Origin of the sequence: Coprococcus sp. AF102-57, from assembly GCF_027686195.1 — a bacterium.
Taxonomy (GTDB): Bacteria; Bacillota; Clostridia; order Lachnospirales; family Lachnospiraceae; genus Allocoprococcus; species Allocoprococcus comes.
On the sequence record NZ_JAQCSY010000008.1, the window covers coordinates 63,376 to 88,106 of the forward strand.

The window sequence follows — 24,731 nt, forward strand, 5'->3', positions numbered from 1 at the left end:
TTCATATCCGGTGTGACGTTTGAGGGGAAACAGCATATTCTGAAAACAAAGAGTCCAAAAAGAGGAGCCTTATGAAGCTTTCGGTTCTGTTTAAAAGGATTCAGCATGCGGTGATCCAAATGCCGGAATTAGAAGAAGAGATGGAAATCCGGGGGATTACCTGTAATTCCCAAAAGGCAGAAGAAGACAGTCTGTTTGTCTGCATTCAGGGAAACCAGGCAGATGGACATGATTATATAGAAGAAGCCTGCAACCTTGGGGCATCCTGCATTCTGATAGAAAAACTGGTATCTGGGGGAAGGATGCTGAAGTTTCCGGAAAATATTGCCGTCGTTCTGGTAAAAGATACACGGGAAGCTCTTGCCGGGATCAGTAGGATCTGGTTTGGAAGTCCTGCTGATAAGTTGAAAGTGATTGGCGTGACCGGCACAAAGGGGAAAAGTACGGTGGCAGTGATGATCCGGGAGATGCTGGAAAGTCTTGGTCAAAAATGCGGACTGATCGGTACGATCGGTCACCATCTTGGAAATGAAGTGGTAACTTCGCAAAATACGACCCCGGATGCCTTTACCATTCAGTCGTATTTTGCTAAAATGGTAGAAGCAGGTTGCCACTATGCGGTGATGGAGGTATCTTCACAGGGAATAAAGCAGCATCGGATCGATGGAATCTGGTTTGAAATTGCGGTATTCACTAATTTCGGGGAGGATCACATCGGACCAGGCGAGCATGCAAGTCTTGGGGAATACCGATATTACAAATCATGTCTTTTTGAACAGTGCAGGATTGGAATAGGGAATCTGGATGATGCACAGTGCAGCTATATGTTCCAGAGAAAATGTTGCACGAAATACGGATTTACCTGTCGGGAAGAAGAAGGGCAGGAAAGAGGATTTAGAAACAGTCATGTACTGACGGCAGAAAAAATCAGTTTTCTGATGGAAGGTGGAGAACTTAAAACGGTATTTTATGCAGATGATAGAAAATATGAGCTTGCCCTTCCTGGAAAATTTAATGTGTACAATGCACTGGCTGCTTTACAGACAGTGAGCTGTCTTGGATTTGAAAGAGAAGAAGCAGGAGACGTGTTAAAGCATCTGGTGGTAAGAGGCAGGATGGAACGGGTAGATGCAGGAGAAAATATCCTGTGTTACATTGATTACGCGCATAATGCCATGAGTCTTGCAAAAGTGCTTAAAATGCTGAGAATTTACGAACCAGAACGTATTTTACTGGTGTTTGGATGTGGAGGCAACCGTGCCGGAAGCAGAAGAAGCGGGATGGGAAGAGTGGCAGGAGAGCTTGCGAATCTGACGATCATCACTTCAGATAATCCGAGATGGGAAGAGCCGGCAAAGATTATGGCAGACGTTGAAGAAGGCATCAAAGAAACTTCCGGAGCCTATCGGATGATCCAGGATCGGGAAGAGGCAGTATTCTTTGCGGTAGAAATGGCAAGACAAGGGGATATCCTTCTGATTGCGGGAAAGGGACATGAAAATTACCAGGAGATCCAGGGAGTCAGGTATCCGATGGATGACCGGGAACTGGTGCGAAAAGCCGTCAGGCTGGCTGCACAAAAGAGACAGAAAAAGGAACAGACAGAATGTACGCAGACATTATTATAGATATTACACATGAAAAACTGGATAAAGTATTTCAGTACCGTGTACCGGAAGAACTGGAAGGAGATTTACGGACCGGTGCAGGCGTCATTGTGCCGTTTGGACGTGGCAACCGGGAAACGAAAGGGTACATTGTCGGTTTTTCGGAAACATGTGATTATGATGCGGAAAAAATAAAAAATATTCTGCGCACGGATACATCGAGTGTGATGATTGAGGCAAGGCTGGTCGCACTTGCTGCGTGGATGAAAGAAAATTATGGCGGTACGATGATCCAGGCATTGAAGACGGTGCTTCCGATCAAGCGTACCGAGCAGCAGAAGAAACAGCGGATTTTAAAAAGATGTATTTCCAGAGAAGCAGGCGAAAAGAAGCTGGAAGAATATCTTCACAAGAACCAGAAAGCGCGGGCAAGACTGATGGCAGCACTTTTGGATGATGAAGAGGTAGAATATTCCCTGATCAGTCAGAAGCTGAATATCACGCTGACGGTGGTGAGAGCGCTTGAAGAGCAGGGGGTTCTGAAAATTAAAAATCATAAGATTTACCGGAATCCGGTTAAAGAAAAAGAGCAGCAGCGGCATTTTATTACTTACACGGAGGAGCAGGAAAGAGCAATCCGGACGTTTGAAAACGATTATAAAAAAGGAATCCGAAAGACCTATCTTTTATACGGTGTGACCGGAAGCGGCAAGACAGAAGTCTATATGGAAATGATCCGGCAGGTGGTAAAGGAAAAGCGGCAGGCAATCGTGCTGATCCCGGAGATCGCATTGACTTACCAGACGGTGATGCGCTTTTACAGGACATTTGGGGAACGCGTTTCCATCATGAATTCCAGACTTTCAGCGGGAGAGCGGTATGACCAGATGATGCGGGCGAAAAAAGGAGAGATTGATGTGATGATCGGTCCAAGATCTGCGCTTTTTACCCCGTTTCCGAGTCTTGGACTGATCGTGATCGATGAGGAACATGAGGCAGCTTATAAAAGTGAACAGGTTCCCCGGTATCATGCGCGGGAGACGGCAATCGAACGCGCAAGCCTGGAAGGGGCAAGTGTGGTACTGGGATCGGCAACCCCTTCCATGGAAGCATTTTACCGGTGCGAGTTGGGAGAGTATACGTTGCTGGAATTAAAGAGGCGGACTGCAAAAGCAGAGCTCCCGGAGGTCTACACGGTGGATATGCGTGAAGAACTGCAAAAAGGGAACCGTTCTATTTTAAGTGACAGGCTCCATGAGCTGATGGAAGACCGTCTGAAAAAGAAAGAACAGATCATTTTGTTTCTGAATCGAAGAGGGTATGCCGGATTCCTTTCTTGCAGGTCCTGCGGATATGTAGTAAAATGTCCTCATTGTGATGTTTCACTGGCAGCGCACAATAATGGGAAAATGGTGTGCCACTACTGTGGCTACGAAGAAACGGTTGCAAAAAAATGCCCGTCCTGTGGCTCCCCTCATATCGGAGGTTTCCGCGCAGGAACACAGCAGATTGAAGAACTGGTAAAAAAGGAATTTCCGCAGGCAAGGGTACTTCGGATGGATCTGGATACTACAAGATCCAAAGAAGGACATGAAAAGATTTTATCTGCATTTGCAAATGAAGAGGCAGATATTCTTGTCGGAACGCAGATGATCGTAAAAGGACATGATTTTCCAAATGTGACCCTGGTTGGCGTGCTTGCTGCGGATATGTCCTTATACTCGGATGATTTCCGGTCAGCAGAGAGGACATTCGAGCTTCTGACGCAGGCTGCGGGAAGGGCCGGAAGAGGGGCAAAAAAAGGAGAAGTCGTGATTCAGACCTACAGCCCGGAGCATTATAGTATCCAGACGGCAGCACGTCAGGATTATCAGGCATTTTATACAGAAGAGATGAATTACAGGGAACTGATGGGGTATCCGCCGGCAGAGCATCTGATGGCGGTACTGGTAGCCTGTGAGGATGAAGCACTTCTGGAAAAAGGAATGCATTATCTCAAATTATATGCAATGCGGATCACGAAGAACCGCAAGGTACAGGTGATCGGTCCGGCAGCTCCGGCAGTCGGAAAGGTCAAGGATGTGTACCGGAAAGTTTTGTATCTGAAGCAGGAATCCTATGAGATCCTGATTGAAATGAAAGATAAAATGGAACAATATATTGAATTGAACCGGGGATTTGCAAAGATGCGGATTCAGTTTGATTTTGATCCGATGAGTGGATTTTAAAAGAAAAGGCAGGAGGAAGAACAAATGGCAATTAGAAAAATCAGAGAAATAGGCGATGAAGTACTGACAAAGGTGTGTAAGGAAGTAACAAAGATGACACCAAGAACAACAGAACTGATCGATGATATGTTAGAGACCATGTACGAGGCAATGGGGGTAGGTCTTGCTGCACCACAGGTTGGAATTCTCAAAAGAATCGTTGTTATCGATATCGGAGAAGGTCCGGTTGTCATGATCAACCCACGCATCGTAGAGAGCAGCGGAGAACAGACCGGGGAAGAAGGATGCCTTAGTGTACCAGGTAAATCCGGTATTGTTACCCGTCCGAATTATGTAAAAGCAGTAGCACTTGATGAAGATATGAAAGAATACGAGATCGAAGGCGAAGGACTGATGGCAAGAGCAATCTGTCACGAACTGGAGCATCTGGACGGTCATCTTTATGTAGAAAAAGTAGAAGGCGAACTTCACAGCACAGAATACGAAGAAGCCTAGGCTGGAAGCGGGAGGTTAAGATAAGATGAAGATAATATTTATGGGAACTCCTGATTTCTCAGTCGGAACACTGGAAGCACTGGTAGAAGCAGGACATGAAGTAGTGCTCGCTGTCACACAGCCGGACAAGCCAAAGGGCAGAGGCAAAGAAATGCAGTTCACTCCGGTAAAAGAATGTGCACTTGCACATAATATTCCGGTCTATCAGCCAAAGAAGATCCGGGAACCTGAATGTATCGAAGAATTGAAAAAATATCAGGCAGATGTCTGCGTAGTCGTGGCATTTGGACAGATCCTTCCAAAAGAGATTCTGGAAATGACACCGTACGGATGTATCAATGTCCATGCATCCCTTCTGCCGAAATACCGCGGTGCTGCACCGATCCAATGGGCGGTCATCAATGGAGAAAAAGTATCCGGTGTCACAACGATGCAGATGGATGAAGGACTTGACACGGGTGATATGCTGGAAAAAGTAGAAATCACATTAGATAAAAAAGAAACAGGAGGAAGCCTTTTCGATAAACTTTCCGCAAAAGGAGCCGCACTCTGCGTCCATACCCTTGCAGAACTGGAAAAAGGAACTATTACTCCACAAAAACAGGGCGAAAGCACCACCGAATACGCAAAAATGCTCAACAAAAAATCCGGTGAGATCGACTGGACGAAAACAGCAGTAGAAATCGAACGCCTAATCCGCGGCTTAAATCCATGGCCAAGTGCCTACACCCAGTGGCAGGGCAAAATCATGAAAATCTGGGAAGCAGAAGTAGAAGATGTGGTAGAAACCATAGATACTCATGAGTCCGGAACGATCACAGAAGTCACAAAACACGGCTTCAAAGTTCAGACCGGCAAAGGCAGACTAGCCATCAAGTCCCTCCAGATCCCAGGCAAAAAACGCATGGAAGCCGATGCCTTCCTACGCGGATACCACATAGAAACAGGAACAAAATTAGGCTAGAGTTTACTTTTAGAATTTGAGCTTTGCAAATTTAACAAATATTTTTCAACCTAACATATCTGGCGCAAAAAAACGCAAAGCGTTTTTCGCGCCCTTTGGCGCATTTGTCCCATCGTGCACCGCACGATAGGACAAACAGCCGACACCCATTGAAAAATGTAGCCCGGAAGCGAAAGATATTCGCTAAGCAGGTCATCGAAAACGTCGGCACTTAATAAGGCTGAGCGTTAGCGAAAGCCGAATTTAGTACCGCTACGTTTCCGGACTAAGCGCGAGCGGGCCTGCGTGCGAATATCTTTCGCTTCCGGGCGGACCCTTATTCAACAAGGAGGCAAACATGTACTACCCATATTATTTTGATCCAACTTATTTCCTTGTCATCATCGGCGTCATCATCTGCGCCCTTGCATCCGCCAAAGTGAATTCCACCTACGCCAGGTACGATCAGGTCCGCAACCACGCCGGGATCACCGGTGCGATGGCTGCGGAGCAGATTCTCAGGATGGAAGGGATTTATGATGTACAGGTGATGAGAGTAAGTGGAAAACTGACCGATCATTACGATCCGGCGAACCATGTACTGCGGCTTTCAGATTCCACCTACGGTTCGACATCGGTTGCGGCACTTGGAGTTGCAGCACATGAATGTGGACACGCGATCCAGCATGCAAGGCATTATGTACCGCTGACAATACGCGGAGCACTTGTTCCGGTGGCGAATTTTGGATCCGGGATTTCATGGCCGCTGATCATAATGGGATTATTTATTAGAGGAGAAATGTCTACATTGTTTATCAATCTTGGGATCCTGATGTTTTCATTGGCAGTGCTGTTCCAGATCATCACGCTTCCGGTAGAGTTTAATGCATCGGGAAGAGCACTTAAAATCCTGAAAAATTCAGGCATGCTATATGAATCAGAAGTACGTGAGGCAAGAAGTGTTCTTACAGCGGCAGCGCTTACCTATGTGGCGAGTGCAGCATCTGCACTTCTGCAGCTTTTAAGAATACTGATCCTGACAGGAGGAAGAAGAAATGACGACGAATAACCAGGGAGTAGGTACAAGAGAACTTGCACTGATGATCCTGCTGGAAATCGAGCGTGGAGAGAAAAGTCATATTGTGCTCAGACAGGTGCTGGAAAAATATCAGTATCTGTCCAAGCAGGACCGTGCATTTCTGACCAGGCTTGCAGAAGGGACAACAGAGCGGAGGATAGAACTGGACTATATTATCAACCAGTTTTCAAAAGTAAAGACAGAAAAAATGAAACCGGTGATCCGCAATATCCTGCGCTGTGCGGTCTATCAGATCAAATACATGGATCAGGTTCCGGATTCGGCAGCATGCAATGAAGCAGTCAACCTTGCTATCCGGAAAGGCTTTAAGAATCTGCGGGGATTTGTAAATGGGGTACTCAGAAATATCGCGCGAAACATTGATAAGATTGCGTATCCGGAGAATGCAGAAGAATTTCTGTCAGTAAAGTATTCTATGCCACAGTGGATCATCCGTATGTGGGTGAGAGATTATGGAGAAGAGAAGACGAAAGAAATCCTGGAAGGTTTTTATAAAGAACGTGCAACAACAATCCGGATCAATGGAAATGCAACCACCAAAAAAGAGCTGATCAGAGAACTGACAGGAGAAGGCATTCAGGTAAAAGAACATCCGCTTCTTGCGTCTGCGCTCCTGATCTCAGGCTATGATTATCTGGCAGCAATTCCGGCGTTCCGGGAAGGAAAATTCCAGGTACAGGATGCAGCTTCGATCATGGTAGCGGAGCAGGCAGGAATCAAAGAAGGAGATTACATACTGGATGTGTGTGCGGCACCGGGAGGAAAAGCGCTCCATGCGGCACAGATCCTGAACGGGACAGGTATGGTAGAGGCAAGGGATCTGACAGAGATGAAGGTAGAGCTGATTCGGGAAAATATTTCACGGATGGGATTTGAAAATATCCGTGCAGTGCAGCAGGATGCAACCTGCTTCGATGCGGACTCTGAGGAAAAAGCAGATGTTCTGATCGCGGATCTTCCGTGTTCCGGCCTTGGTGTTCTTGCGAAGAAGACCGATCTGAAGTATAAGATGAACCCGGAGACGGAGAATGAAGTTGCAGCACTTCAGAGAGAGATCCTGGATGCGGTTTGCCGATATGTGAAGCCGGAGGGAACACTGATGTACAGCACCTGTACGATCAGCAGGACAGAGAACGAGGAAAACGCCGGATGGTTTGCCGAAAAACATCCGGAATTTGACATGGAATGGGAGAAACAGATTTTCCCGTCTGATATAACCGATGGTTTCTATATTGCTAAATTTATCCGGAGGGGCAGATAATGGAAAAAAAAGATATCGCTTCGTATTCATTTGAAGAGTTACAGGAAGAAATGCTGGCGATTGGAGAAAAAGGATTCCGCAGTCGACAGATTTATTCCTGGATCCATGAAAAGCTGGTGGATGATTTTGAAGAAATGACCAATCTTCCAAAAACTTTACGCCAGAAACTGGAAGCAGCATACGAAATACGAAGAGTCGAAATGGAAAAAAGACAGATTTCAAAGATTGATGGGACCAATAAATTCCTGTTTTGTCTGAAAGACGGGAATATGGTAGAAAGTGTTTTGATGAAATATAAACATGGCAATTCGGTATGCATATCCTCGCAGGTTGGCTGCCGGATGGGATGCCGTTTCTGTGCATCAACACTGGACGGGCTGGAACGAAACCTGACACCGTCAGAGATGTTAAGACAGGTTTACCAGATCCAGAAGATCACTGGCGAGAGAGTTTCTAATATTGTGATCATGGGAACCGGAGAACCGCTGGATAATTATGACAATTTTCTGAAATTTATTCACATGGTCAGTGATGAGCACGGGCTCAATATCAGCCAGAGAAATATCACGGCGTCTACCTGTGGAATTGTACCGAACATCCGGAGACTTGCAGAAGAAAAGCTGCAGATCACGCTGGCACTTTCCCTGCACGGTTCCAACCAGGAAAAGAGAAGATCGCTGATGCCGGTGGCAAATAAATACGAGCTTCATGAGGTCCTGGAAGCGTGTGATTATTACTTTGAAAAAACCGGACGGAGGATCACTTTTGAGTACAGTCTGGTTCACGGCGTAAACGATACACCGGAGGATGCAAAAGAGCTGATGGGAATCTTAAAAGACAGAAACTGCCATTTAAACCTGATTCCGGTGAACCCGATCAAGGAGAGAAACTACGAAAAACCGGACAAAAAAAGTGCCGAGAATTTCAAAAATAAACTTGAAAAAAACGGGATAAATGTTACTATAAGAAGAGAAATGGGCTCAGATATAGACGGAGCCTGTGGACAGTTACGGCGCAAGACGATGCAAGGAGTATAAAATATGAAAATATTTTCTATGACAGATGTTGGAAGAAAACGTGAAATGAACCAGGATTACGTGTTTGCCACAGATGAGTCACTAGGTACGCTGCCGAATCTTCTGGTAGTAGCCGATGGAATGGGTGGACACAAGGCAGGCGATTTTGCGTCAAAATATACGGTGGAAGTTCTGAAAGAAGAACTGAAGCATACATTAAAGGATGGACCGGAAGAGATTTTAAAAGATGCGGCTCAGACAGCGAACCACAAGCTGATCGAGAAAGCAGATGAAGACATTAATCTGGAGGGGATGGGAACCACTCTGGTTGCGGCAACTGTGATCGATCATACACTTTATTTTATAAATGTAGGTGACAGCCGTCTGTATCTTCTGAATAAGGATATCAGGCAGCTTTCCAGAGACCATTCCCTGGTAGAAGAGATGGTTCGTCTGGGAGGAATCAATGAGGAAGAGGCAAGACATCATCCAGATAAGAATATCATTACCAGAGCAATTGGAGTAAAAGAGGATGTAGAGGCGGATTTTTATGAATTCAGCCTCAAAAAGGGAGATATCATCCTGATGTGTTCCGATGGACTCAGTAATATGATAGAGGATGAAGAAATTTTTGCGATAGTTAAAGGGGCAAGAGATATCGTAGAAGCCGGTCAGAATCTGATTGACCGGGCGAATGAGAACGGGGGCAATGACAATATCAGTGTTGTTCTTGCAGAACCGTTTTCTGATGAGGTGAGTATATGGTAAAAGACGGGATTTATTTAAGTGGCCGTTATCAGGTTCTGAGCAAGATCGGAGCCGGTGGAATGGCGGATGTATATAAGGCGAAGGACTGTATGCTGAACAGATATGTCGCAGTGAAAGTCCTGAAAAAAGAATACAGGGAAGATGAAAACTTTGTAAAGAAATTCCGGTCAGAAGCACAGGCAGCAGCAGGGCTTCTGAACCCGAATATTGTCAATGTATATGATGTAGGGGAGGATCGAGGACTCTATTATATGGTCATGGAGCTGGTAGAAGGAATCACTCTGAAAGAATATGTGCATAAAAAAGGAAAGCTTTCTTCCAAGGAAGCGATCAGTATTGCAATTCAGATGTGTACCGGTATTGAGGCAGCTCACAATCATCACATCATACACAGAGATATCAAACCGCAGAATATTATCATTTCCAAAGAAGGAAAGGTAAAGGTTACGGATTTTGGTATTGCAAAGGCGACAACATCGCAGACAGTCAGCACCAGTGCAATGGGATCGGTACACTATGTATCTCCGGAGCAGGCACGGGGTGGCTATTGTGATGAGAAGAGTGATATCTATTCTGCAGGTATCACCATGTATGAGATGGTGACCGGAAGGGTTCCTTTCGATGGCGATTCTACTGTTTCGGTTGCAATGAAGCATTTACAGGAGAATATTACCCCGCCTTCTGAGTATACACCGGATTTATATCCGGCGCTGGAGAAGATTATTCTCAAGTGTACACAGAAGAGCGCGGAAAGACGTTACCAGAGTGCCGGAGAACTGATCCAGGATCTGAAGAGGGCGTTGGTCGATCCGAGTGGCGAATTTGTAGATATGGTTCCGATCCGGAGTATGGGAGATACGGTGATGATCTCGCCGGAGCGGATGGCACGTATGAAAAAGCGTCAGGGCGATGGTTATGATGACGAAGAGTATGATGATGGCTATGACGATGAAGAATATGACGAAAATGATGACTATGATGAGGATGACGAAGAGGATAATTATAACGGGGGCAGACGCGGTAACAGTAAAAATGGCGTAGATCCGAAGATGAACAAGATGATGAAGATCCTCATGGTTGCAGTTGCAGTGATCGTTGCATTTGCACTGATTTTCCTGATCGGCAAAGCAGCAGGCGTGTTTGGTAAGCGTTCAGACAGTCAGATTTCAGTTTCCAATGAGATTGAAGTGCCAAATCTGGTCGGACAGCCGCAGAATGTTGCAGAGACGATGTGCGAAAAGAAGCAGCTGAAGCTGGAAGTAGAATCCGAGAAAGCATCAGATAAGGCAGCAGGTACGATTGTTGAGCAGAAGACAAAAGCAGGAAAGAAAGTCAAGAAAAATACGGTGATCAAGGTTGTAATAAGTTCAGGACCGGAAAAGATCACGATCCAGAGTGTAGAGGGAATGGATGAAGATGCAGCCAAGAAAGCACTGATCAAACAGGGCTTTACGAGCAAGAACATTACTGTTACCAGTGAATACAGCAGTGATGTTGAAAGTGGAAAAGCAACAAGGACTGATCCGGCAGAGGGAACAGAGGTATCTGCTGACTCTAAAATCACACTGTACATCAGTAAAGGTGAAAAACAGCCGGATAAGGTATCAGTTCCGCCAATTGTGGGAATGTATGTAAATGATGCGGTATCTACACTGAACGCAAACAGACTGTCCGATGGCGGAACGAGCAGTGAAGAATATTCGGATGATTATGCAGAAGGTATGATTATTCGTCAGAGCAAAGATGCCGGAACGAAGGTGAATGAAGGAACAAGTATAAGTTATGTTGTCAGCAAAGGACCAAAGCCTGCAGATCAGGTGAAGGTACCAACTCTGACAGGAAAGACACTAGGAGATGCAATTTCAGCACTGAATGCCAGAAATCTGACTTATACAGAAGTTGATATTGACAGTGCAGAACCATCTGGAAAAGTTGTAAAAGTTGATCCGGGAGAAGGTACATCGGTAGATGTAGGAACTGCGATCACACTGTATGTAAGCAATGGCTCACAGGCAAGCAGTGGATCCGACAGTAACAATTCGGGCAGCAATAATTCCGGTAACAACTCAAATAACGGCAACAATACAGGAAATTAAAAGGACTGTTTTATGCAGGGAAGAATTATAAAAGGGATTGCAGGATTCTACTACGTTTATGACGTAGTAGAATCTGTCATTTATGAATGTAAAGCAAAAGGAATTTTCCGTAAGGAGAAGATTAAACCACTGGTCGGAGATCTGGTAGAATATGAGATCTTAGATGCAGAAGAGAAGACCGGTAATATCATCCGGATCCTTCCAAGGAAGAATGAACTGATCAGACCGGCAGTGGCAAATATTGATCAGGCACTGGTTGTATTTGCAGTGAAGAAGCCGGATCCGCATTTTAATCTGCTGGACAGGTTTCTGGTTATGATGGAGCGGCAGGAGATTCCGGTTATTATCTGTTTCAACAAGAAGGATATTGCAGATGAGCCGGAAATCGAGTCTCTGGAGAAGACTTATGAGGCTTGTGGGTACCGTGTGATCTTTGCAAGTGCCAGAGAAGGAGAAAATATTCTGGAGATTAAAGAGGCACTAAAAGGAAAGACAACAACTGTTGCCGGACCTTCAGGAGTTGGAAAATCCTCTCTGATCAACTGTCTTCAGGAAAATGTCAATATGGAGACCGGAAGTATCAGCAGAAAGATCGAGCGGGGAAAACATACTACCCGCCATTCAGAACTGATCCCGATCGACGAGGATTCCTATATCATGGATACACCGGGATTTTCGTCACTGTATACCAATGATTTTGGCAAGGAAGAATTGAAATATTATTTTCCGGAGTTTGATCAGTATCAGGGAGGCTGCAGGTTTCAGGGGTGTAATCACATCAGTGAACCGGGGTGTCTGGTAAAAGAGGCTCTGGAAGAGGGAAAAGTGCATCCGGTGCGGTATGAAGATTATTGTGAGATGTATCGGGAACTAGAACAGAAGGAAAAAAGGAGGTACTAAAATGGAATATAAATTATCACCATCTATTTTATCGGCAGATTTTTGTAATCTGGAAGAAGGTATTCGCCAGACAGAGGAAAATGGAGCGGTATATTTACATTTTGATGTGATGGATGGCGTGTTCGTACCGAGTATTTCTTTTGGAATGCCTGTGCTTGCATCAATCAAACCGGCGGTAAAGCAGGTGATAGATACGCATCTGATGATCACGGAACCAATCCGTTATGTGGAAGCATTTGCAGAGGCAGGAGCGGATATTCTTACTGTACATTATGAAGCATGTAAGGATATACGTGCGACTCTGGACAAGATCAAAGCGTGTGGCATGAAGACAGGACTGGCAATTTCACCGGATACACCGGTGGAGGTCCTGAAGGAATTCCTTGGTGAAGTGGATATGTTCCTTGTGATGACAGTCCATCCGGGATTTGGCGGACAAAAGCTGATTTCTGAGACGCTGGATAAGGTCAGAACACTTAGGGCAATGCTGAATGAACGTGGACTTGAGACTGATATCCAGGTTGACGGAGGAATTTATGCATTCAATGTGAAAGAAGCACTGGATGCGGGAGCAAATGTGATTGTTGCGGGATCAGCTGTATTCAAAGGGAATGCAGGAGAAAACACAAGAGAATTGATGGAGATTTTAAAGAATTATGAGTAAGACAGTCATTATCAGTGGGGGAATGCTTGACGAGGGATTTGCAGAGAAGGTTCTTGAAGCAAATCCGGAGGCTTATATTATCGCAGTAGATAAGGGGCTTGAGTATCTGTATAACCATAAGATTGAGCCTCAGTATATTGTTGGGGATTTTGACAGTATTGATCCAAAGGTGATTGATTACTATCGCAAGGAGACGAATATTCCGATCCGGGAATATAATCCGGTTAAGGATGCGACGGATACAGAGATTGCTCTTCGGCTGGGAATTACACTGGGAAGCAAAGAGATGATCCTTCTTGGGGCAACCGGTGGAAGAATCGATCATTTGTGGGCGAATGTCCAGACACTTAGTGTGGCATGTGATGCCGGAGTAAATGCCTGCATTCTGGATGAGAAAAATAAAATCTGGGTAACGAATAAATCCTGTGTGCTGAAAAAGTCAGAAGCATACGGACCATATCTTTCTGTATTTTCTTTGGAAGGCGAGATTTATGATTTCAGTTTGGAGGGTACGAAATGGCCGCTCAATCATCATGATCTGATGCCGTGCGACAGTCTGACGGTGAGCAACCAGTTTGTGGATGATGAAGTGAAGATCAGTTTTGTAAATGGTCGGATTGTTATTATGGAAACGAAAGACTGATAAGAGATGTATAAGAAGAGAAAAGCCAGATATCACTCGAAAATGATATCTGGTTTTTTTGCGTAAAAGGTACTAGGTGTCTGAGATGAGTACTTTTTTGATTATAAAGCCGGATTTTGAAAAAAATCACGAATCTGAAAAAGGGTTGGACACAATCCGGCAACATGCTGCAGGGAGTGCATCCTCTTTTGGAGGGGAAACTGGATTTATGATATTGTGGATTTTAGAACTTGTTTCTTATCTTTCGGTACTCTCTTGGGGAATATCCTTTCAGCTTGTGGAAAAGCCGGCTGAAATAAAGCTGATTATCATACCCGACGATTTTAGAAATTTCATTGATGGAATAGGTTGTTGTTTCAAGTAACATCTGGGCATTGTTAATTCGGATTCCCACAATAAACTGCATTGGTGTAGAACCTGTGTATTTTTTGAAGCAAATATGTTTTATCCAGACTCTTTTCCAAAACATTCCATAGAAACTTTAATCAATCTCTTAACGATGTAAGGCTGAACTATGCATGCCAGCGTTTGGAAAATACGAGTGATTCTATTACAAACATTTGTCTGGATAGTGGATTTGAAAGTCAGAGAACATTTAACCGAGTATTTAAAGAAAGATATAAAATATCACCGAGTGACTACCGGAGTACATGTCTGAAAGATATGTTGTCATAACATATAGATTAATAAATTCAATAAAAATCTGATTATCAGTCTGAAATAAGTATCTCTGGGTGGTATTTATAATATGGGGTAGTGGTTAATTATTATGTCATATGCTTCTAAATGTAATGTTTTGAGGGGAGACATGAGCAATAGGAGAAGTGGTATTTGCATCAATGGATCCAACAAAAAGAATTAAACAATAAGAATGAACAAAGTGTTGTAATCATCATACTGGTTGCAACACTTTGTTTTCGACATTTTTTGAGAATTGTGGGATACCACATATCCGGTCACCGCCATGCTCCGATTTGATTTCTATACCAAAAATCAGATCGGAGGAAAGATAATGGCTTATAACAAAACAAGTGAAGAACGAAAACGGCAAGCGAAAAAATTATATTTTTTATTCATATGATCCGATGATTTATGTTTCGGATGCTCATCCGATAGAAGTGATAGAAGATTAGAAAAAGATTGACAAGTTACCAATTGGTTACTACAATATAAGTAACCGAATGGTAACTACCAAGGGGCATGGACAATTTTTGCATTCATATTACTTTTTAATATATGGATTTTAACAAAAAAGATAAATCCAACATATGCTGTAGCATTTAAGGAAAAATGAAAATATAAGGAGAAGATATGGAATCAGATATCATTAAAATCAGCCACTTGAATAAAAGCTTTGGTGAAGTAAAAGCGGTAAATGATTTGAGCTTTCGTGTGAAAAAAGGAGAATTGTTTGCATTTCTAGGAGTAAACGGTGCAGGGAAAAGTACAACCATTTCTATTCTTTGTGGACTGCTGAAAAAAGACAGTGGAACGGTTCAGGTAAACGGAATAGAAACTGACAAAGCCGGCGCACAGATAAAAAGGATGCTTGGTGTTGTATTTCAGGATAGCGTACTTGATAAACCACTTACGGTGAAAGAGAACCTAATGAGCAGAGCTGCTTTGTACGGCATTACAGGAAATGCCTTTGATAAGAGATTACAGGAGCTGGTCGAGATTTTGGATTTTGACGAGTTTTTAAACAGACCTGTAGGTAAGCTGTCGGGAGGGCAGAGAAGGAGGATTGATATTGCCCGTGCATTATTGCACAGACCGGAAATTTTGATTCTTGACGAGCCTACAACAGGGCTTGATCCACAGACAAGGCAATTAATCTGGAATGTTATCGAGAAGCTTCAGAAAAATGAAAATATGACAGTATTTCTAACCACCCATTATATGGAAGAGGCTGCTAATGCCGGGTATGTTGTGATTCTCGACAAAGGAAGTATCGCAGCGGAAGGTACACCGTTTGAACTTAAAAATGATTATGTACAGGATATAGTATCTGTTTATGGTGTTTCCGAAGATGAAATAAAGTCATTGAACAGAGAATATAAAAAAATACGTGACGGATATCAGATAAAAGTAAGAAATACGAAGGAAGCTACGGAGCTTATTGTAGAACATCAGGACCTATTCAGGGATTATGAAGTAGTAAAAGGCGGAATGGATGATGTATTTCTTGCAGTCACAGGGAAAAAGCTAGGAGGTGAGCATTGATGAGAACAGTATTGGCATTAATGAACAGGAACAGGAAACTGTTTTTTAAAGATAAAGGTATGTTGTTTACATCAATGATCACCCCCGTCATTCTGATTGTTCTGTATGCTACGTTTCTTGCAAAAGTTTTCAGAGATTCTTTTACAGCAGCGATTCCGGATATGATCACGATTTCGGATAAGCTCATTAATGGAACCGTGGCAGCACAACTGACAGCATCACTTATGGCAGTGAGCTGTATCACTGTAACATTTTGTGTGAATCTGACTATGGTGCAGGACAAGGCAAATGGAACCAGGAAGGATTTTAATGTTTCGCCTGTCAGCAAGGGAAAAATATATTTGGGATATTTTCTGTCAACAGTAGCTAATTCATTGATGGTCAATGCACTTGCGTTTGTATTATGTCTGGGATATCTGCTTAAAATGGGATGGTATCTGAATGCAGTAGATGTATTATGGGTTTTATTTGATATGATATTGCTCGTCCTGTTTGGAAGTACGCTTTCAAGTATCATTAGCTTTCCGTTGACAACACAGGGACAGCTTTCGGCTGTAGGTACAATTGTCAGCGCAGGATATGGTTTTATATGTGGTGCTTATATGCCGATTTCAAATTTTGGATCAGGTCTTCAGAAGGCACTGTCTTATCTCCCGAGTACATATGCCACTTCATTGATTAAGAATCATATGCTTCACGGAGTATTCATGGAGATGGAGAGAAAACATTATCCGGATGAAATGGTTGAAGCGATAAGAGCCACTCTTGATTGCAATCCGGTATTTCATGGAAATGTGGTAGGTGTAAATCAGATGATCGGTATTATGATGGGAAGTATAGCTGTATTCGGAATTATTTATTATTTTGTTACATTGCTGCCAGATGGTGAAGGCGGACGATAGAAAATATTATTTTCGGCAGATAGACAAAGCCTTTTTCATTTCACCAATCGTTGATATGGAAAAAAACACTAATTTATAATTTACTTGACAAGTTACCAAAAGGTAACTTAATAACAGATTTAAATTAGGAGATAGACATGGAAAGCAAAGAAAAGAACACAAAGGAAAAAATATTGGAAGAAGCTTTGAAGTTATTTGCACAGAGTGGATATATAGGAACATCCATGAATGATATTGCTTCAAAACTTGGAGTAACCAAGGCTGCATTGTATAAGCATTATAAAAGCAAGCAGGAGATATTGGACAGTATTATTGAAAAAATGAATGAATTGGATATTGAGAGAGTAAAGCAGTATGAAATGCCGGAGGGTGAGCTGGAAAAGGTTACAGCCGAGTATAAAGAAACGGCATTTGATAAGATTAAGCAGTTCACAAAGGTGCAGTTTCTTCATTGGACGGAGGAAGAATTTTCAAGCTGTTTTCGTAAGATGTTGGCATTGGAACAGTACAGGGAGCCACAGATGGCACAGCTATATCAGAATTATCTTGCAAGCGGACCATTAACTTATATGGAAGCTTTGTTTTCAGGAATGCTGGGCAAAGAAGGAAAAGCCAGACAGACAGCACTTGATTTTTATGGACCTATTTTTTTGCTTTATAGCATATATGATGGAGCAGAAGACAAAAGTCAAGTGATAAAGTTACTGGAAGAGCATATGGATCATTTCTTACAGGAAATGCAGATAAGTTGAAAGGGTGAAACGATTTGAACGATGAATCAGAGCGTCAGGAATGGATTGTAGCGTTACAGTTTTGCACTGCGTCGTTTATATGGAGGAGGAAAAAAGGATGAAACTTATTGCACCAATAGCAAAGTCACAGCATATGCGTGAGATATGGTTTCATGTGATGTCTGGTGGAGTGATGCTAAAGATTGTAGTTATGGAGATCGCAAGAATTACACAGATGTTTTAGTAGAAAACATATTGACTTTGTGAATGAAATTGGGTAATATATGCACATAGAACAAAAACTTTCGAGGTTTTTATCAGAAATGGTGCTTGCACCAAGTCTGGGTTTGAAAAAAGTCCGTTACAATATGCAGAGGTGTTATGTATATTGTAATGGGCTTTTTTTGTATTATATTCTAGAAAAATCAGGAGGTGTGTATGGTAATAGGAATTATAGAAGATGACAATTTGTTGAGAAAAGCTTTGGAGACATCTTTGCAAAATCAAGGTTATACAACGATTCTTGCTGGTTCAAGAAAAGAAGCAATTAAAAATATAGATAGATCTGTAGATTTGTTGATCGTAGATATTGGATTACCGGATGGAGATGGAATAAGTCTATATCAAGAGCTTCAAAAAAATGGAAGAATCCCAGCAATTTTTTTAACTGCAAAAGATGATGAAAAAGATATGTTAAAAGCATTTGATATAGGAGCAGATGATTATGTGGTGAAACCATTTTCAATAAAAGTATTGTTAAAACGTATTGAAGTTGTTTTGAAGAGAAAGTCAAATGAAAATACTTTTATGTGCGGACAAGTCATTTTGTATTCTGATAGAAAACAGGTTTTTGTTGGAGAGACGGAAATATTTTTGACGGTCAAAGAGTATCAGCTTTTAGAATATCTTATTATGAATCAGAATCAGGTTCTTACAAAAGAGATGATAATGGAAAATATATGGGGGATTGATAGTGAATTTATTGATTCCAATACAATAAGCGTCATGATCAGCAGATTGAAAAAGAAACTAAATGATTCATCGAATGTTATCAGTAATGTATTTGGAATGGGATATAGAATGGGTGAGTAGCATGGCTGTAGTAATTTTCACAGTACTTTTAGTAGGTTTCATACTTGGAGGAAGCACTGTATATTTAGTTGAAAATCATTTTAGAACAAAGGAAATGAACAAAATATATAAACTGACCGAATCTTTAATAAATGGCAATGACTTAGATGATTCTGATATAGGGAAGGAAACGCTTTATTCTAAAACAGCCAATCAGTTAATCCGTTTACAGGAAATGTTAGAAGGAAGAAGAAAAGAGGCCGAAAAAAGTCGATATGAGATACAAAAATTGATTTCTGAGATTGCGCATCAACTACGGACACCGCTGTCAAATATAAAAAATTATACAGAATTGCTGCAAGAATCATTGAATGAAACGCAAGAAGTATTGAATGCAGAATACATGAAAGACTTGCGAGCGAGTGAAGAACAATTATGTTTTTTAGTGGAGAGCTTTATAAAAACTGCTCGATTAGAGCAAGGAATCATACAAGTTCACATGCAAAAAGAAAATCTTGTCGAAACAATTCTAAATGCATTAGGGCAAATACAAAAAAAGGCAGAAGATAAAGGTATTTTTTTTCATGTAGAATTGCCAGAGAAAATCATTTGCGAACATGATAAAAACTGGATGTGTGAGGCGTTTTATAATGTATTTGATAATGCAGTCAAATATAGCAAAAGCAACAGTACGATCGATATCACAATGAAACAAACGGAAATGTTTTATAAGATCCAAATAAGAGATTATGGAATCGGGATAAAAGACGGAGAAGAAAACAAAATTTTCCAAAGATTTTATCGAGGCGAACAGGCAAGAGGTCAGGAAGGATGCGGAATTGGTTTGTATCTTTCCAGAGAGATTGTTCTATTGCAAAAAGGAATTATGAAAGCAACACAAATGAAGCCCGGGTTGCTCATAGAAGTGAATCTTCCGGTATAGATATTTCATATGCAGTCTGTAAGAAGTTTGTAAGATGTACCATGTAAAATAGATTATGGCTGATTTAGAGGTAGCATCTGCGAAAGGAGTTTATAGAAAAATGGATATGATCAAAGCCGTGAATCTAAAAAAATATTATACATCCGATACATATGAAGTGCGTGCTTTAGATGGTGTGTCGTTGACTGTGGAGGATGGTGAATTTATAGCAGTTGTCGGTACGTCCGGATGCGGAAAGACAACACTTATGAACATCTTAGGAGGTCTTGATACTCCGGATTTTGGAGGTGTCTGGATCAGAAATACAAGTTTAAAAGATCTTAACAAGGAAGAAAGAACGATATTCAGAAGAAGAAATATCGGATTTGTATTTCAACAATATAATTTGATACCTTCTCTTAGTATACGTGAAAATATTGTCCTCCCAATGAGACTGGATGGCAAGGAAATCGATGTGGATTTTTTCAATGAGATTGTAGAATCGCTTGGATTAAAAGATAAATTAGAACGTTTTCCATCAACACTGTCCGGCGGGCAGCAACAGCGAGTTTCTATAGCGCGGGCATTATTAACGAAACCGGCAATTGTCCTGGCGGATGAACCGACCGGAAATCTGGATTCTGTTACAAGTATGGAAGTCGTAGAATTATTGAAATCCTGTGCCGCCAGATTCCATCAGACGACATTGATCGTGACTCATCAAGAGGAAGTAGCACAGATGGCAGACAGAGTAATACGTATGTCCGATGGAAAAATCTATACAAGAGATTGTAACGATTGTTAGGAGGTATCACTATGTTTCGTAAGAACATTCCAAATAACAATAAAGACATAATCCGATTCCTGGCTAAAAATTTTGCAGGCACAAAAAAGATAAGAAATACGATTTTATTTTGCTCAGTAGTAATCGGTATTGTTGCTATAACCATGGTCTTCGGAATCTCCTTTGGGAAAATACAGGCAGAAGAAATAAGATTAACCAGAGAAAATGGAACTGCTTCTTCGGGCAGAATAGAAGATGGAACAGAAGAACAATATGCAAAATTAAAACAACTGGATTATATAAAACAGGTTGGGAAAAGCATTTTTGTAGGTGAAGCTACAGACATTTCAGAGGATAATGCAAAAACGATATGCAACGTAGTATGGGCTGACTCAGAAAGCTGGAACAATTTTTTGAAGCCTGCATATACCAATGTGATTGGAAGCTACCCACAGAAAAAGGATGAAATTCTATTGTCGGAGCGGGCATTGAAAAAACTTGGTATTTCTGAACCAGACCAGGGAATGGAAATAAACTTAGATGTATACAAAGGTGTGTTCGAACATTCGAAAGAAACATTCAAACTATGTGGCTGGTATACGGACTCTGGAAATGAACTGGCAACCGGATATATTTCACATGACAAAATTAATGAGTTAAACCTGGAAAAGGGTTCCTATACTTTACTTTTCAGTCAGAGCAATCATTTAAGCAGAAGCAAAATAGAAGAAAAATTATATCAGACATTACCGATGAAGAGCGCAGAACAGAAGATATACGTTTCTGATACAGCACAATATACTGCTGTTTCTAAATTATCAGGTGGATATGAGCTGGTGATATTGGGAACGCTAGGTATTTTGTGTGGAATATATTTTCTTGTGCGTAATGTTCTTTGGATATCCATGAGTGAAGATATTCAAAATCTCGGACTGCTTCACACAATTGGAGCTACAGAAAGACAAATCACGAAAATTTACCGGAAGCAAATGAGGTCACTTATGTTAAAAGGTTCTGTCTTGGGAAGCTTGCTCTCTGTAGTGATTTTAGTCTTAATGATACCGGAAATATTAGGGGTTCATTTTTATCAGGAAATGGGAGGAAACACAATACTTTCCTTTTTCAGACCGTGGATTCTTTTGCTTTCTGTTGTATTTGTAAATGGAATTTTGTGGATGGCATCAGAAGAAATTATTAGAAAAATAACGAAGCTGTCTTGTATTGAGAGTGCCACTTATGATGGAAATATGGGTGACAGAAAAGAAAAACATCCTGGAAAACTGGTGTTGAAACGTTCTGAGGCAGGAGAAATGTTTTATATTGCATGGGAAAATATAACACGATATAAAGTACGATTTATAATTACAAGTCTTTCTATATTTTTGGGAGTCCTGTCTTTTATTTTAATGAACGTACTTACAAATGGATGTGATTATAAGTATCTGCTCGAGAAACGTCCTGATTTTTTGCTGGCAGGAGAGTTTAGCGAATTCGGGAAAAGCCAGGGGTGTGGGGAAGAATATAAAACCAGAGAAATCGATGTGGATCCTTTGTTAACACAGGGAGACGGTGTAGAACTGTTGTATGACAATGATTATGATGAATTTGCACCAATTTCTCAAGAGTTAGAGAAAAAACTACACAAGATAGATGGTATCGATTGGGAGAACTCCAATCTGATTGAAGGAGCCTATGTAACTACGGTTATATCTAAGAAGGGAATTCGTCCTTATGACGAGGGGCTTTCGAATCTTACAGATGACAATATGGTGGAAGGATTTAGCTGGGACACTGTACAAGTTATAGATGAAAATCAAATCTTGTCACTTAAGAAATACGTGCAGGATAATCAACTCAATATTGATATGGAATCTTTGGAAGAGGGAAATGGCGTGCTGATCATACATGATCATATGCTGACTCCGGAACAGCAAAAACTTGCAGATGAAGCAATTGGTGAACCGGTATATTTTAAAACTTTGATTTCAAGGGAAGATGCGATTCGTAGAAAAGAACTAAGCAATTTCAAGAGCGAAGAGGAACAAGAGAAAGACGAATTTCCTCAAAAAGAATCAGAAACATTTACCCTATGTGGGTATTTAGACCGGCAGAGCGATAATTTTCCGGAAATACATCAATCCTGGCATGGAGAAGGCAGCTTATATTATTTTATCAGCGAGAAAGGTTTTCAAAAGATACCGACTGAGAAAAAGATATTAACAATGGAATTAACTGCTGATCCGGAAAAAGAACCTTATGTGAAAGCACAGATTGGCGAGCTGATATCTGAGGAAAATAAGAAACGATCCGAAATGACAGAAGTATCAATGGATGAAGGAACCGGCGAAGCAGGAGTTTTTGTCATCTGCAAATCAGATCTGATGCAGCAAAAAGAAACATATATGAGAGGAAATAGAATTCTCTTAGGTGCTGTAAGTATCATATTATTCATTGCGGGATTGACCAATTATTGTAATGTTGTATTTACCGGGATGTACGCACGGAGAAAAGAATTTGATATTATGAAAAGTATTGGGATGACCGATAAGCAAATGAAATTAATGTTCTTTGGAGAAGGCGGTTATTATTTTATGTGTGTGATGGGAATGTTGCTTACTGCAGGAATGGCCACTTTGGTTGGAGTAAAGATTTATATGGAAAATAAATTGTCATATTTTACATTTCATTGGCCGATTCATGTTACGGTAGGTGTAACGTTTTCTTTAGTGCTTATTAATGTTATGGTTACACATTTTATATACAAGAAGAGATAGAAGTGACACGGTGACTATTTATGAACTATGACAGGTCTTGGAATACAGTATTGTCATTTTGACAATTTTGTATTACTTACGAGTAGCAGACTTGATACAAAGAATGAGCGTGTGTATTGCGGATAGAAGTGTATGCTACGCACGTTAAACCATAAGGAAAGGATTTTATGAACAAACAGGAGATGAGATGAAAATGAATATTCACAAAAATAAGATGCTATGGTATAATACAAGGTACTGTATTAGGGTTTCTTATGAGAGAAGCTGAAATATGGGGAAAAATTTAAAAGGCAAAGAACCTGGCAAGGGAATATCCCAAGAAAGTACGGGATTGTATTCAGCCAGATTTGTAGAATTCAGATTCGCAGAAGTAAAGAAAAGAATAAGAGGATTTCAGAAATTTCAACAGAATGGGAAGAATTGATGTTACTGGCCCACTTGCAAAAATAAGTATGCTGAAATCCCTTGAAATTAAAGGATTTATAGGAGGAATATAGAAAAATGAAACTTGGTATCGTAGGATTACCTAATGTGGGAAAAAGTACTTTATTTAATTCACTGACAAAAGCAGGAGCAGAATCAGCCAACTACCCATTCTGTACCATTGATCCAAATGTGGGTGTTGTTACTGTACCGGATGAACGTCTGAATGTGCTTGGTGAGATGTATCACACCAAAAAGATCATCCCAGCAGCGATTGAGTTTGTAGATATCGCAGGTCTTGTAAAAGGTGCATCCAAAGGAGAAGGTCTTGGAAACCAGTTTCTTGCAAATATCCGTGAGGTTGATGCAATTGTTCATGTAGTACGTTGTTTCGAGGACAGCAATATTGTCCATGTAGACGGAAGTATCGATCCGCTGCGTGACATTGAGACGATCAATCTGGAGCTGATCTTTTCAGACCTTGAGATCCTGGAAAGAAGAATTTCCAAAGCAGTCAGAGCAGCAAGAAATGACAAGACGATCGCAAAAGAACTGGCACTGATGGAAAGAATTAAAGCCCATCTGGAAGATGGAAAGATGGCAAAGAGCTTTGATGATATCAATGACGAAGATGAGCAGCAGTGGCTGGAAAGCTATAATCTTCTGACCTACAAACCGGTTATTTTTGCTGCAAATGTGGCAGAAGATGATCTTGCAGATGACGGTGCAAGTAATGCAGGAGTACAGGCAGTCCGTGAGTATGCAAAAAGAGAGGACTGCGAAGTATTCGTTGTATGTGCGGAAATTGAGCAGGAGATCGCGGAACTTGATGATGATGAAAAGAGCATGTTCCTGGAAGAACTGGGACTTAAGGAATCTGGTCTTGAAAAGCTGATCAAGGCAAGTTACAGCCTTCTTGGACTGATCAGTTACCTGACAGCAGGAGAACCGGAAGTCCGTGCATGGACAATCAAAAAAGGAACGAAAGCACCACAGGCAGCAGGAAAGATCCATTCTGATTTTGAAAGAGGATTCATCCGCGCTGAAATCGTATCCTATGATGACTTGATGGCATGTGGCACTTATAACGCTGCAAAAGAAAAAGGTCTGGTAAGACTGGAAGGTAAGGATTATGTTGTACAGGACGGAGATATTATCCTGTTTAGATTTAACGTATAATA

General features: G+C 41.5%; 21 protein-coding genes and 2 pseudogenes. 22 read left to right on the forward strand and 1 reads right to left on the reverse strand.

Annotation, left to right across the window (positions count from 1 at the left end; all coding sequences use genetic code 11):
• Nucleotides 1–71 precede the first annotated feature (71 nt).
• The 12 genes from PGZ10_RS07095 to PGZ10_RS07150 all read left to right on the forward strand — a co-directional run bounded on the left by PGZ10_RS07095 (nt 72) and on the right by PGZ10_RS07150 (nt 13,720).
• The gene (locus PGZ10_RS07095) at nt 72–1,628 is read left to right on the forward strand and encodes a UDP-N-acetylmuramoyl-L-alanyl-D-glutamate--2,6-diaminopimelate ligase (protein WP_270540984.1); all 1,557 of its coding nucleotides are present in this window, start codon (nt 72–74) and stop codon (nt 1,626–1,628) included.
• The gene (priA, locus tag PGZ10_RS07100) at nt 1,607–3,835 is read left to right on the forward strand and encodes a replication restart helicase PriA (protein ID WP_270540985.1); all 2,229 of its coding nucleotides are present in this window, start codon (nt 1,607–1,609) and stop codon (nt 3,833–3,835) included. The genes PGZ10_RS07095 and priA overlap by 22 nt, the downstream gene beginning before the upstream one ends.
• Before the next feature lie 24 nt (nt 3,836–3,859).
• A complete protein-coding gene (def, locus tag PGZ10_RS07105) occupies nt 3,860–4,330 on the forward strand; it encodes a peptide deformylase (protein WP_008370813.1) in 471 nt (156 codons plus the stop codon).
• Nucleotides 4,331–4,355: 25 nt separating this feature from the next.
• Nucleotides 4,356–5,294, forward strand: coding sequence for a methionyl-tRNA formyltransferase (gene fmt / locus PGZ10_RS07110; protein WP_270540986.1), 939 nt, complete (start codon nt 4,356–4,358; stop codon nt 5,292–5,294).
• A gap of 337 nt (nt 5,295–5,631) precedes the next feature.
• Nucleotides 5,632–6,342, forward strand: coding sequence for a zinc metallopeptidase (locus PGZ10_RS07115; protein WP_008372155.1), 711 nt, complete (start codon nt 5,632–5,634; stop codon nt 6,340–6,342).
• Nucleotides 6,329–7,633, forward strand: a complete 1,305-nt coding sequence (gene rsmB, locus PGZ10_RS07120) for a 16S rRNA (cytosine(967)-C(5))-methyltransferase RsmB (RefSeq protein WP_270540987.1) — start codon at nt 6,329–6,331, stop codon at nt 7,631–7,633. The genes PGZ10_RS07115 and rsmB overlap by 14 nt, the downstream gene beginning before the upstream one ends.
• A complete protein-coding gene (gene rlmN / locus PGZ10_RS07125; RefSeq protein WP_055157425.1) occupies nt 7,633–8,670 on the forward strand; it encodes a 23S rRNA (adenine(2503)-C(2))-methyltransferase RlmN in 1,038 nt (345 codons plus the stop codon). Before rsmB ends, rlmN begins: the two co-directional genes overlap by 1 nt.
• A 3-nt stretch (nt 8,671–8,673) precedes the next feature.
• Nucleotides 8,674–9,417: a Stp1/IreP family PP2C-type Ser/Thr phosphatase gene (locus tag PGZ10_RS07130; protein ID WP_117822698.1), complete on the forward strand. Its 744-nt coding sequence runs from the start codon at nt 8,674–8,676 to the stop codon at nt 9,415–9,417.
• Nucleotides 9,411–11,513, forward strand: a complete 2,103-nt coding sequence (pknB, locus tag PGZ10_RS07135; protein WP_117822700.1) for a Stk1 family PASTA domain-containing Ser/Thr kinase — start codon at nt 9,411–9,413, stop codon at nt 11,511–11,513. Before PGZ10_RS07130 ends, pknB begins: the two co-directional genes overlap by 7 nt.
• A gap of 12 nt (nt 11,514–11,525) precedes the next feature.
• The gene (rsgA, locus tag PGZ10_RS07140) at nt 11,526–12,413 is read left to right on the forward strand and encodes a ribosome small subunit-dependent GTPase A (protein WP_008372146.1); all 888 of its coding nucleotides are present in this window, start codon (nt 11,526–11,528) and stop codon (nt 12,411–12,413) included.
• Nucleotide 12,414: 1 nt separating this feature from the next.
• Nucleotides 12,415–13,077, forward strand: coding sequence for a ribulose-phosphate 3-epimerase (gene rpe, locus PGZ10_RS07145; protein ID WP_173826088.1), 663 nt, complete (start codon nt 12,415–12,417; stop codon nt 13,075–13,077).
• Nucleotides 13,070–13,720 carry a thiamine diphosphokinase gene (locus PGZ10_RS07150; protein WP_008372144.1) on the forward strand — a complete coding sequence of 217 codons (651 nt, stop codon included), beginning with the start codon at nt 13,070–13,072 and terminating at the stop codon, nt 13,718–13,720. The genes rpe and PGZ10_RS07150 overlap by 8 nt, the downstream gene beginning before the upstream one ends.
• A 223-nt stretch (nt 13,721–13,943) precedes the next feature.
• On the opposite strand, the pseudogene PGZ10_RS16805 reads toward PGZ10_RS07150, so the two are convergent.
• Nucleotides 13,944–14,153, reverse strand: a pseudogene (locus PGZ10_RS16805) (helix-turn-helix domain-containing protein); the annotation flags it as partial.
• Here PGZ10_RS16805 and PGZ10_RS07160 point away from each other — a divergent pair.
• From PGZ10_RS07160 to ychF, 10 genes and pseudogenes are all read left to right on the forward strand, one after another.
• Nucleotides 14,153–14,395: pseudogene (locus PGZ10_RS07160) on the forward strand (helix-turn-helix transcriptional regulator); the annotation flags it as partial. The pseudogenes PGZ10_RS16805 and PGZ10_RS07160 overlap by 1 nt on opposite strands.
• Before the next feature lie 636 nt (nt 14,396–15,031).
• A complete protein-coding gene (locus PGZ10_RS07165; RefSeq protein ID WP_270540988.1) occupies nt 15,032–15,943 on the forward strand; it encodes an ABC transporter ATP-binding protein in 912 nt (303 codons plus the stop codon).
• On the forward strand, nt 15,943–16,845 hold the full coding sequence (locus PGZ10_RS07170) for an ABC transporter permease (RefSeq protein ID WP_117822708.1): 903 nt from the start codon (nt 15,943–15,945) through the stop codon (nt 16,843–16,845). The genes PGZ10_RS07165 and PGZ10_RS07170 overlap by 1 nt, the downstream gene beginning before the upstream one ends.
• Nucleotides 16,846–16,982: 137 nt before the next feature.
• Nucleotides 16,983–17,597 (forward strand): TetR/AcrR family transcriptional regulator, encoded by a 615-nt coding sequence (locus PGZ10_RS07175; protein WP_270540990.1) that lies wholly within the window; start codon nt 16,983–16,985, stop codon nt 17,595–17,597.
• Nucleotides 17,598–17,694: 97 nt separating this feature from the next.
• Nucleotides 17,695–17,820, forward strand: a complete 126-nt coding sequence (locus PGZ10_RS07180) for a hypothetical protein (RefSeq protein WP_270205306.1) — start codon at nt 17,695–17,697, stop codon at nt 17,818–17,820.
• Between the two features lie 194 nt (nt 17,821–18,014).
• Complete coding sequence (locus PGZ10_RS07185; RefSeq protein WP_270540992.1) at nt 18,015–18,668, forward strand: response regulator transcription factor; 654 nt, start codon at nt 18,015–18,017, stop codon at nt 18,666–18,668.
• A 1-nt stretch (nt 18,669) separates the two neighbouring features.
• Nucleotides 18,670–19,590 (forward strand): sensor histidine kinase, encoded by a 921-nt coding sequence (locus tag PGZ10_RS07190; RefSeq protein ID WP_270540993.1) that lies wholly within the window; start codon nt 18,670–18,672, stop codon nt 19,588–19,590.
• Between the two features lie 100 nt (nt 19,591–19,690).
• The gene (locus tag PGZ10_RS07195; RefSeq protein ID WP_117835562.1) at nt 19,691–20,374 is read left to right on the forward strand and encodes an ABC transporter ATP-binding protein; all 684 of its coding nucleotides are present in this window, start codon (nt 19,691–19,693) and stop codon (nt 20,372–20,374) included.
• Nucleotides 20,368–23,127, forward strand: coding sequence for an ABC transporter permease (locus PGZ10_RS07200; protein ID WP_270540994.1), 2,760 nt, complete (start codon nt 20,368–20,370; stop codon nt 23,125–23,127). Before PGZ10_RS07195 ends, PGZ10_RS07200 begins: the two co-directional genes overlap by 7 nt.
• Before the next feature lie 501 nt (nt 23,128–23,628).
• Entirely contained in the window at nt 23,629–24,729 is a 1,101-nt protein-coding gene (ychF, locus tag PGZ10_RS07205; RefSeq protein ID WP_022220674.1) for a redox-regulated ATPase YchF, read from the forward strand.
• Nucleotides 24,730–24,731 lie beyond the last annotated feature (2 nt).

Coding starts and splice junctions, on each gene's coding strand:
- priA (WP_270540985.1), top strand. CDS start 1,607: ATGTACGCAGACATTATTATAGATATTACACATGAAAAACTGGATAAA.
- pknB (WP_117822700.1), top strand. CDS start 9,411: ATGGTAAAAGACGGGATTTATTTAAGTGGCCGTTATCAGGTTCTGAGC.
- rsgA (WP_008372146.1), top strand. CDS start 11,526: ATGCAGGGAAGAATTATAAAAGGGATTGCAGGATTCTACTACGTTTAT.
- PGZ10_RS07095 (WP_270540984.1), top strand. CDS start 72: ATGAAGCTTTCGGTTCTGTTTAAAAGGATTCAGCATGCGGTGATCCAA.
- PGZ10_RS07150 (WP_008372144.1), top strand. CDS start 13,070: ATGAGTAAGACAGTCATTATCAGTGGGGGAATGCTTGACGAGGGATTT.
- rsmB (WP_270540987.1), top strand. CDS start 6,329: ATGACGACGAATAACCAGGGAGTAGGTACAAGAGAACTTGCACTGATG.
- PGZ10_RS07180 (WP_270205306.1), top strand. CDS start 17,695: ATGAAACTTATTGCACCAATAGCAAAGTCACAGCATATGCGTGAGATA.
- PGZ10_RS07175 (WP_270540990.1), top strand. CDS start 16,983: ATGGAAAGCAAAGAAAAGAACACAAAGGAAAAAATATTGGAAGAAGCT.
- PGZ10_RS07130 (WP_117822698.1), top strand. CDS start 8,674: ATGAAAATATTTTCTATGACAGATGTTGGAAGAAAACGTGAAATGAAC.
- PGZ10_RS07190 (WP_270540993.1), top strand. CDS start 18,670: ATGGCTGTAGTAATTTTCACAGTACTTTTAGTAGGTTTCATACTTGGA.
- rlmN (WP_055157425.1), top strand. CDS start 7,633: ATGGAAAAAAAAGATATCGCTTCGTATTCATTTGAAGAGTTACAGGAA.
- rpe (WP_173826088.1), top strand. CDS start 12,415: ATGGAATATAAATTATCACCATCTATTTTATCGGCAGATTTTTGTAAT.
- PGZ10_RS07195 (WP_117835562.1), top strand. CDS start 19,691: ATGGATATGATCAAAGCCGTGAATCTAAAAAAATATTATACATCCGAT.
- PGZ10_RS07170 (WP_117822708.1), top strand. CDS start 15,943: ATGAGAACAGTATTGGCATTAATGAACAGGAACAGGAAACTGTTTTTT.
- ychF (WP_022220674.1), top strand. CDS start 23,629: ATGAAACTTGGTATCGTAGGATTACCTAATGTGGGAAAAAGTACTTTA.
- PGZ10_RS07165 (WP_270540988.1), top strand. CDS start 15,032: ATGGAATCAGATATCATTAAAATCAGCCACTTGAATAAAAGCTTTGGT.
- PGZ10_RS07185 (WP_270540992.1), top strand. CDS start 18,015: ATGGTAATAGGAATTATAGAAGATGACAATTTGTTGAGAAAAGCTTTG.
- def (WP_008370813.1), top strand. CDS start 3,860: ATGGCAATTAGAAAAATCAGAGAAATAGGCGATGAAGTACTGACAAAG.
- PGZ10_RS07115 (WP_008372155.1), top strand. CDS start 5,632: ATGTACTACCCATATTATTTTGATCCAACTTATTTCCTTGTCATCATC.
- fmt (WP_270540986.1), top strand. CDS start 4,356: ATGAAGATAATATTTATGGGAACTCCTGATTTCTCAGTCGGAACACTG.